Source organism: Tahibacter sp. (assembly GCF_032229445.1).
Classification (GTDB): domain Bacteria; phylum Pseudomonadota; class Gammaproteobacteria; order Xanthomonadales; family Rhodanobacteraceae; genus Tahibacter.
The window spans coordinates 1-10807 of record NZ_JAVTWC010000061.1; the positions used below are offsets into that span (position 1 = coordinate 1).

Sequence of the window (10807 nt, forward strand, 5' to 3'; positions counted from 1 at the left end):
AAGCGCTGCTGCGGATCCGTGTATTCCGCCTCCCGCGGCGACAGCCCGAAAAACAGCGGATCGAACTCGTCCACTCCCAGCAGGAAACCACCCCACTTTCCGTAGCTCTTGCCCGGCACACCCTTGCGCTCGTCGTAATCCTCATCGCCGTCCCAGCGCTCCGCCGGTATCGGCGTCACGCAGTCCTCGCCAGCGCTCAGCTTCTCCCACAATGCCTCCACCGTACGCGCCTGCGGATAACGGCCGCTCAGGCCGATGATGGCGATGGCGGAGTCGTGCAGCGACTCGCCGACCGGCGTTGGCGCCGATGCCGTCTGCATCGCATGAGCCGCAGAGCGCGCCACCGGCAAACGCGACACGGCCGCATCGCGTGGCGCCAGTTCCGGTATCGGCGCCAGTGCCGCTGCAGGTTCCGGCGCCGGACCCAACGCGCGCTGCAGGGCGTCGCTGTGCGCCTCGTCGAAATAGCGGTACAGCGCCTCGAAATTCGGATACTCGAAGAACAAGGTCTTGGGCAACGGGCCGAATATCTTTTCCAGGTCGGTCGTCAGGCGCAGGGCGACTATCGAGTCGAGTCCGTAGCGCGAGAACGGTGCGCCCGGCTCGAGTTGCGTCGTCTGGAGTTTCAGCATGGCCGCCAGCAAACGCTGCAGATAGGCACGCGCGGACGAATCGGCACCGCGCGAAACCGCCGCTGCGCCGCGCGCATCCGGGACGACGGGAGCGGGCGCCGTTCGAGCGGCGGCCGTGTCCGTCACGACGTCGCGCCGTACGACGATGATGCAGCTCGCATCACTGCCGAATGCGCGATAGAACGCCGCCACGCCGTCGGGGTTCTGCAGGGCCTGATAGCCTTCCGCGCGCAACTGTGCGAGGCCGCTCCCGGACATGCGCATGCCGCCGTCGGCCCAGAGTGGCCATGCGATCGAGAGCGTGCGTCCGTGGCGTTCGCCGCGGTCCACCTGACCGCGCCGGTACTGCGCGTAGGCATCCAGGAAACCGTTCGCGGCCGCGTAGTCGGCCTGGCCGATATTGCCGGTCGATCCGGTGATCGACGAGAACAGGACGAAGAAATCCAGCGCGCGCGAACCGATCGCCGCGTCGAGATTGACAGCCGCGCGGACTTTCGCGCCAAGCACGACCTCGTATTCCTGTCGCGTCTTCGCCAGCAGGAAGCTGTCCCGCAACGCGCCCGCCGCATGGATCACGCCATCGAGGCGGCCATGCGCCGCCCGGATGTCCGCGATCAGCGCCGTGACGGCCGCTGCGTCCGCGCAGTCGACCTGGCGATAGTCGACCGCGAGTCCGGCATCCGCCCACGCGCGCAACCGCCGCGCCTTGTCGGCGCTCAACGGCGAACGCCCAACCAGGATCACGTGCGCATCGGCGACGCGCTGGATGATTTCTTCCGCAAAGGTCAGTCCGAGACCGCCGGCGCCGCCGGTGACGAGATAGATTCCGCCGGATTTCCACGGCACCTGCTCGGGCGGCGCCGTGTCCTCGGCAATCTCACTGACCTGACGGACGCCGTCGCGGTAGCGGATCTCCGCCTCCGGCGCACCTGAGGCGTGCTGCAGCTGCTCGATCCAGGTCGCGGCCCCGTCGTCACCCTGCAGGCAAACTAGCTGGCCCCGGATCAGCGGATTCTCCATCTGCGCCGTCTTCAGCACGCCGCCGAGTCCTTGCAGCAGCCCGTCGCGGCGCGCATCCGAGGTCACGACCTGAACCAGCACGGGGCCGTGCGGCTTGCTGGCCAGTATCCGCTGCAGGCCTTCGATCAGCTGCCAGCCCAGTTGCTCGTACCGATCGTGCTCGGCCTCTGCCTGACTGGTCAGACGCTCGACATGCGTCTGCGGCAAGGCGCTCAGCCGGCGCTCGACCTCACTCCACTGTGCGGCCTGCGCAGCGTCTGCGAAGCTGCCGAAGATCCAGCGCTGCGAGAACGTCGACCGATCGGCAGCGGCAGTCGCTGGAGTCCATTGCCGGCTGAGATAAACCGTACGTTGCGTCGCCGTGTCGCGCAGCGTATCCAGCCTGCGCGCAGACAGGCCCGACACGCGCACGCAGACGTTGCCGAGTTCGTCGCAGAGCTCGATGCGTACCTTCGGCAGCTGTGCGCTGCTGCCCACATCCTCGCGCAGCACGGCGAACGACGCGGCGGTCGGCGCGGCGAGGATGGCCACGGATTCCACGGCGTACAGCAGAAGCGGTTCCTGTTGCGCGGAGCGCGAGTCGAGCGCGCCCGCCGCATGCAAGGCGCTGTCGAGCAGGCTCGGATGCAGCACATAGTCACTGGCCGTGCCTTTCACTGACTCGGGCAGTTCCAGCCGCGCGAGTACGAACCGCGAGCCGGCCTCGTCCACTCCGGCCACGGCTTCCCGCAAGCCGCGCAGCGCCGGTCCGTGGGTCAGCCCGCTCACGCGCATGAGTTCGTAGCACTCATTCACGGCGAGGCGGCGCTCGCCGGCGGCCTGCAGCGCAGCGAGGTTCACGCGCGGCGAAGGCTCGGGCACCCGCCACGATGCTCTGCCCTGGGCATGGATCACGCGTCCGGATGGGTCCGCATCGCTATAGATTTCATAGCCGATTTCTTCGCCGGTCTGTTGCGCCAGTGCGACGTGCACGCGCACGGGCGCGCCGTCGACGAACAGGGGCCTGACCCAGACCACGTCGCGCAGAATGATGCCGGCGACCGCGGCGTCCTCGCGCGCACTGCCGTGCACGATCGCCGCTCGCGCCATTTCCAGATAGGCCACGCCCGGCAGCACCGGCCGACCGTGCACGACGTGATCGGCGAGCCAGAATTCCTGCCCGCTGAAACACGAGCTGAATCGCGGACCGTCCAGGTTCGAGGTGTTTTCGTGCAGCAGCGGATGCAGCCGGCGCTGCGTCGACTTCTCGGCAGAACGGCTGGACAGGAAGCTCGACGAATCGAGCCAGCAGCGTAGTTTCGCGAACGGATAGGTCGGCAGCGACAGGCGCCGCGGAAGGCGCCCCGGATACAGCTGCAGCCAGTCGATCGTTGCGCCCTTGACCCATAGCGCGAGCAGCTTCGCGTACTTGCCGCGGGCCATCCATTTCGCGATCGCTTCCTGCATTTCCTCGTCGCCGGCGAACAGCCCGTCGACGCCGCGTTGGCTCGCTGATTCGCCGCGATGCACTTCCTCGGTATGCGCCGAACCCTGCTGGCACGCGAGCAGCTTGCGGCGCAGATCGTCCAGCGAAGTCGCCGTGAACGCGAGCCGATAGCGCAGGGCTTCGCGGCCGACCTGCAGTGTGTAGGCGATGGCCGCGAGATCCTGCTGCCGGAACGCACCACGCTCGACCGCCGCGAGCAGGCGCCGCGCCCTCAGCGGCAATGCTTCCGGCGTCTTGGCCGACAGCAGAATCAGCGCCGGATGCAGTTCGTCGACCACCGGCGCACTGTCGTACTCTGCCGGCGCCTCGTATTCCTCCACGACGAGGTGGGCATTCGCACCACCCGCGCCGAACGACGAAATGCCGGCGATGCGCGGGCTTTCCTCGATCTTGCCGTCGACATCCAGCCGCGGGCGTTGCCACGGCGCCGACTCGCGCTGCACCACGAACGGACCGAAATCGATCTGCGGGTTCAACACCTCGACATGCAGGCTGGGTACGAGCTGCCGGTGCCGCATCTGCAGCAGCACCTTGGTGAGACCGGCGATTCCCGCCGCGCTTTCGGCATGGCCGATGTTGCTCTTGAGCGAACCGATGGCGCAAAAGCCGAGATCCGCGGTGTCCTTGCGGAATGCCGCCGTCAGCGCCGCCACTTCGATCGGATCGCCGAGTTGCGTTCCCGTGCCGTGCGCTTCGATGTAGCTGACCGCGCGCGCGCGGACGCCCGCGCGGCTCAGCGCTTCGACCACGACCTGCGTCTGCGCAGCCGGGTTCGGCACTGTGTAGCCGTGCGTCCTGCCGCCGGCGTTCACCATGCTGCCCCTGATCACTCCGTAGATGTGATCGCCATCGTCGATGGCTGCGGCCAGCGGCTTGAGCACTACCGCACCGACGCCCTCGCCGTCGACGAAGCCGTCGGCGTCGTCGCCGAACGAGCGGCAGCGGTCGCCGCTGGACAGCATGGTCTGCGCCGACAGCGCCTGATAGTGCACCGGATCGACGATGAGGTTGACGCCTCCGGCGATCGCCCTGTCGCAACTGCCGCTGCGCAGCGCTTCCACTGCAAGATGGATCGCCGTCAGGGAAGCCGAGCAGGCCGTGTCGACGGCCATGGATGGACCCTGGAAATCGAACAGGTAAGACACGCGATTGGCGATCGAATAGAAGCCGGTCACGCGCATGTAGGTGTTGTTCATCGCGCCGACATAGACGCCAACCCGGCGCGTCGGACTCAGACTGGCCGGCGTGTAGCCCGCATCCTCGATGCACGCGTACGCTTCCTCGAGGAACAGGCGTTCCTGCGGGTCCATGTACTCCGCCTGCAGGGGCGATATGTCGAAGAACAGCGGATCGAACAGATCGATCGCGTCGAGAAAGCCACCCCAGCGGCTGTAGATGGAGCCGGGCCGGCCGCGCTCTGCGTTGAAATACGTGCGCCAGTCCCAGCGTTCCGCCGGTACTTCGCCGATACAGTTTTTCCCTTGGACCAGCGCCGACCAGAATTCCTCGATGTCGGATGCCTGCGCATAGCGTCCCGCGAGTCCGATGACCGCGATACCGGACACGGCGCCGGGAACGGGGGCCTGCGGGTGCTGCTGTACGGACGCGGCCTGCTCGCTGGAACGGCGCGGGAGCCGGTTCGGTCGCAGCGCCGCCGCGGGCGCGCGCACCGTCGGCGTCGCCGCGACGGCGCGCGACACCGCCGACGTTTCGTCCATGCCGACCCAGCGCGCCGCTTGCTCCCGCCGGTTCGCCAGCAGATGCGCCGCGAGCGCCGCGATCGTGCGGTGTTCGAAGAACAGCGTCGTGCGAATGTCGTCGAAGAACGCGTTCATCGCGCCGGACATGCGCACGACGAGAATGGAATCGATGCCGTATTTCTCCATGGGCTCGGCAGCGTCGATCTCAGCCAGCGACATCTGCACCGTCTCGGCCACGAGCTTGCGCAAGGCCAGCGTCACCCTGTCGCGCAATGTGACGGCAAGATCGGCGGCGGCAGGTACCGCCGGCAGCGCCACGGTGCTGGCCGGCGCGTCCGGCTCGACCCGGCGGACCGGTAACGCCGCGGCAGGCCTGCGCACCATCCCGTCGCTGGCCGCGATCACGATCTGCTGTCCGAGCGGGTGCTGGGCGTGGGCGGGAAAGCCCGGGGCACGGAAGCCTTCATCCACGAGCAGCTGGCGCCAGCTCTCCGGCGACAATCCTGGCGTGCCGTCGATACGCAGCGGTGCATCGACGAACTGCCACCAGCCGTCCAGCAGGCCGAACGTCGCGTGCGCGAACAGGCTCCAGGTACTGATTTCGTTGAGCAGCAGCAGGCCGTTGTGCTGCAGCGTCGCCTTCACGTTGCGCACCGCTTGGCGGATGTCGCCAGCCACGTGCAGCACGTTCACCGCGATCGCGATGTCGTAGACGCCACTGGCAATGCCCTGCTCCGCCGGCGGACGCTGCGCGTCGAACAGCCGGCACTGCAGATACGGTGCGATCGGCGCATAGTTCTGCCTGGCGTGAAACAGGAACGCTTTCGAGATATCGGTGTAGCAGTACTCCTCGATGTGGTCGCGGTATTGCGCCAGCCGCGCGAATATCGATGCGCTGGCACCACCCGTGCCGGCGCCGATCTCGATCAGGCGCAGGCGTGCCGATGGATCTTCCCGCAGCCGCGCTACGATCGCCGCCGACAAGGTTTCCACGAGTACATCATTGAAATAGTCCGCAACCGGATTATTGCGGTAGAGAGCGCCTACCTGTTCCACCGATGCGCCGGGGAAGAACACATCGGTCGCCGGCACGCTGCCCGACAGTATGTCCGGCAACGCCGTCAGGGCGGCGTCCGCAAGGCTCGCATGCGCCTGCACGTGCGGATCCTGCGCCCAGCGCGCCTTGGCGTCCTGCCACTGCTGCCGAACCTGGCGGGCGTCCAGGCCGCCGATCACCTCGCAGGCGCTGCCTTGCTGCCGCAACAGTCCGAGTTCGACGAACGCACGACGGCTAGCCGCCAGCCACTGTCTGAGCGGCGCCGGCATGGCGGAGTAAGCCGCAGGCATGGTTTCGCCCAGCAGCCCGAGCTCGTCCAGATGCGAAACGAGAACGCGCGCCAGCAGATCTTCCATGCCGCGCATGGCCTCGACCATTGCATCCAGGCCGGGCGAGGCCAGCGTCTGCGGCACGACCAGTCTGCGGGTCACATCGACGACAACGCTGCCGACCGCGACGATCTCTTCGTCTAGCCTCGACCTGCGCGCCTGCAGCGCCGCACTGGTACGCACGAACGCAAGCTGCCGCACCTGGCTGCCGAGCAGCCGGTCCAGAGCATTCATGCCAGCCTCGGGCTCGATCGAGTCGAGGCCGATCTTCGCGAGGCGTTGCCGGTAGGCTTCCGACGCCACGACGCCGACGCTGCCCCAGTAGCCCCAGTTCATCACCTTCACCGGGCAGGACATGCGCCGCGACAGCAGCGTAGCGAACGCGTCGGCGAAGGTGCATCCGGCGGAATAGTTGCTCTGCCCTGCCGCGGGCGAGAAGCTCTGCAGGGACGAGAAGAACGCGACGAAATCGAGGGACTCGCGCTCGGCTATCTGCGCAAGCCGCACGCTCGTTTCCGCCTTCGCGCGCAAAGCGGCGCGGAAGACGTCCTCGCCCATGCCGGCGAGGCTCTTGTCCATCAGCACGATGGCAGCATGCACGATGCCGTCGATGCGGCCATAGCGTGCCTTGATCTGCTGCCACGCCTGTTCCAGCGCGTGCGCGTCGGCGGCGTCGGCGCGCACGTATAGCGGCGCCGGACCGAGCTGCGCGAGGTCCCTGCGTTTCGCTTCGATGGCCTCATCGGCTTCGCGCCGCCCGATCCAGACCACGTTCGCGCGGTAATGCGTCAGCAGATGCCGGGTAAAGACTTCACCGATGCCACCGGCTCCACCGATCACGACGTAGACGCCGCCTTGCCGATACGGCGCGACGACCGGCGCTGCCGAGAGGTCGCAGACGAGTAGCTGGCGCCGATACCACTGGCCGTCGCGATAGGCCCACGCTTCGCCTTCGGCGTCCGCCGGCAGGCGCGCAATATCGTCGAGGGGCCAGTCGCCATCGGTACCGACATCGGCTAGCCGGATCGGCCAATGCGCGTATTCCCTGGCCAGCGAGCCGACGAACCCGTGCAGGGCCGCCTGCGCCGGATCAACCGGCTCGCCAGAGCGGACTTCCTGCGCGCTGCGCGTGACCATGGTCCAGCGCAGGCGGCTGGATCCGTAGTCGAGCTGCAGCAGCGCCTTGACGAGGCGGAACGCGCTGATCACGTCGGCTTCCTGCGCCGCCAGCAGTGTTTCGTCGTCGGCGTGCGCGCCGGCGCCCAGCCGCGGCAGCCATACCACGTGCTGCAGCGTGCCCAGTGCTTGCAACTGGTCGCGCCAGTCGTCTACCGACAGGCCGCCCGACACATCCACGACATGCGCCGCCGGATATAGCGCGCGTACCGACTGCTGCTGTTGTGCATCGCCGCCGACGATGACCACGCCGGCGTGGTTCGGCGGGGCATCGTCGAACAACGCCTTGCGCACGCTCCAGGTCGGCGCGAGGAATTGCGCATTGACGGCGCCCGCGGTGCTTTCCGGCAGCGGCGCGTCCTGCATCGCGCGTGTCGCGAAGCCGCGCACACGCACGCAGATCTCGCCGTTGCTATCACACACGTCCACGTCGTATTTGCGCAGGTTGTCCGACGTGACCGACGGCTGCAGGCGGCAGCAGGCGACCGCGTCCGCCGGAATCGCGCGGAACACGTCCAGTTCTTCAAGCGCGAACGGCAGGTGCGGCCTGGGATGCGCCACGTGCGCCGGCGATGACAGCGCATCCACGGCCAGCCCGATGATCGCCTGCAGTGCGCCGTCGAGCAGGCTCGGATGCAGCACATAGTCCGCTGCCGTGTGCGCAACCGCCGAAGGCAACCGCAGCGACGCCAGCACGTAACGGTGTGCGTCGCCATCCGTACCCACCTTCAGGTCGGTGATGACGACGTGTGCGGGACCGTAGTGGATCTGCATCGCCTCGAACTGCCGATACAGCGCTTCGGGCTCGATCTCGCGATCGAGGCGCCGGCGCAGATCGTCCAGATCCAGTGGCATGGCGTCGTCGCGTTCCGCGCCGACGACCGCGCGCCCCATTCCGTGCACGAGGCGATCCAGCGCCTCGCCCGCCGGCCCGTCCTCGGTACTCGACACTTCGTAGTCGCAGTCGCCGGATTCGAGCGCATTGAGCGAGACGTGAACCTGCCTCGGCGCACCGACCCGCAACGGCCGCAGCCAGACCACGTTACGCAGCCGGAAGGTCGACGCGTCGGCGTGACCGTCGTCGGATTCGCGCAACGCCGCGCGCACCATTTCCAGATACGCTACGCCGGGCATCACGGCCGTGCCTTCGACGACGTGATCCCGCAGAAAATGCTCGTCGCCGGCGAAGCGGGAGCTGAATCGCTGCTGCGACAAGGTAGATGTATTGCGATGCAGCAGCGGATGCAGCGTGTCCACCGACGGCACGGCGCCCGCACGCGCCGGGGCAACCGCACCGGACGCCGCCGGCTTGTCCACCCAGAAGTGCTGCTGCTTGAACGGATAGGTCGGCAGCGACATGCGTCGCGGCCGCTGCGCAGGAAGGCCGCGCCAGTCGATCTGCGCACCTTGCACCCACAGTTCCGCCAGCGTCTGATGCTTGCCCTTGGCGACCCAGTTGCGCAGGGCGGTCTGCAGATCCTCATCGGCCGCAAAGGACTTGAGCACTTGGCTGTCGTCGCTCGCCGTGCCGCGGTAGCAGCCCGCGATCGGCCACTGGCCCGCGACGCAGGCGTCGAGTTTGCCGCGCAGGTCGTCCAGTCCGGTGAACACGACCGCGAGCCTGTGCTCCATCGGCACGCGGCCGACCTGAAGCGTATAGGTCAGCGCCGCGAGATCGACCGGCTCGCCACGCCGTTCGCTGCGCTGCAGGAACTCGCGCATGCGCCCGGCGTACGCGTCGACTTGCGCGGCGCTTTTCGCTGACAGCACCAGCAGGTACGAGCCCGGCGCGGTGACGACGGGTTCGCTTGGCGGCCGGTATTCCTCGAACAGGGCATGTGCATTGGTGCCGCCGATGCCGAACGAACTGAGTGCCGCACGCCGGGGGTGCGGCTGCTCGGGCCAGGTCCGGAGCCGGTCCACGACGTAGAACGGCGACGTATCGAGATTCAGTCGCGGATTGGCGCTGTGGTAGTGCAGGCTTGGCGGCAGCTGCCGACGGCTGAGGCTCAGCGCCACCTTGATGCATCCGGCGAGACCCGCCGCGGTGTCGAGATGGCCGAGGTTGGTCTTCACCGAGCCGATGCCGCAGTACTGCACCGCCGACGTCTGGCGGCGCCATGCTGCCGTCAGCGCGGCGACCTCGATCGGATCGCCGAGCTCGGTCCCGGTACCGTGCGCCTCGACGTAGCCGATCGAGTCGGGATGTACGCCGGAGGATGCGAGCAGGCCCTGGATCAGCCGTTCCTGACCGTCGACACTGGGCGAATAGAAGCCGGCTTTCTGGGCGCCGTCGTTGTTGATCGCGATACCACGCAACAGGGCGTAGACGTGATCGCCGTCGGCGATCGCATCGCTCGCGCGCTTGAGCAGCACGGCGGCGACGCCTTCGGCGCCGACCATGCCGTCGGCGTCGGCGTCAAAGGTCTTCACGCGACCGTCGCGCGAAAAATTCAACCCCTTCAGATGGACGTAGCCGTGCAGTGTCGTGCCGCTCACCGTCGCGGCGCCAACGATGGCCTGGCGCGATTCGCCGGCGAGCACGCTGCGCTGCGCGGTATGCATGGCCACGAGCGACGAGGAACAGTTGGAATGCACCGCGAGGCTGGGGCCGGTCAGGCCCAGGCGATGCGAAATCATCGTCGGAATCGTGCCGCTCTGCGACAGCAGCCAGGCGACGTACTGATCGCTGTCGGTCAGCATCCCGCTGTCCGCAGCGAGGCCGCGCGACAGCAATGTGGCGTAGTCGTTGTGGCTGCTCGCGGTGAACACGCCGGTGTCCGGGATTTCCCCGGGCACGTAGCCGGCGTCTTCCACCGCCGCCCACGCCTGCTGCAGCAGCAGGCGCAATTGCGGATCCATCAGGTGCGCGTCGCGCGCGGCGACCTGGAAGAACTCCGCGTCGAAGAATTCCTTGCCTTCAATGTTGCCCCATGCGTACACGGAGTGTGCGCCGGGCCGCGCGGGCGCGGCGTCGCGTGCGGCCGGTGGGGCGACCGCAATGCTGTCGACGCCGTTCACGAGGTTTTCCCAGAACTGCTCGTGGTGACGCGCGCCCGGAAAATGGCAGGCCAGGCCGATGATGGCAATGCAACCGGCGTAGCTGTCGGTAGCCGGTGCAGGCGCGGCCGCGGGCCGCGACGGCGCGGCCGCCGGGACGGCGGCGTCGAACCGCGCCCCGACGGACTGTGTCGCGGCGAGCGCTTCGCTGATGCGCCGGACGGAGCCGAACCGGAACACCTCGGTGACCGGAAATTCGCAGCCGAATTGCGCGGCGATCTGTTCGGCGAGGAGCACGGCGGAAACGGAATCCCCACCGATATCGAAGAAGCCGGCACGCGGGTCGACCGCGGCGACGTCGAGCACCTCGCACCAGATGCGCGACAGCCGCGCCTCGATCGCCTCGC

Annotated in this window: 1 protein-coding gene; it reads right to left on the reverse strand. The window is 67.8% G+C overall.

Annotated elements, in window-relative coordinates:
* On the reverse strand, positions 1 to 10807 hold a 10807-nt coding region (locus tag RUU78_RS12015; protein WP_313916887.1), incomplete at both ends, for an SDR family NAD(P)-dependent oxidoreductase.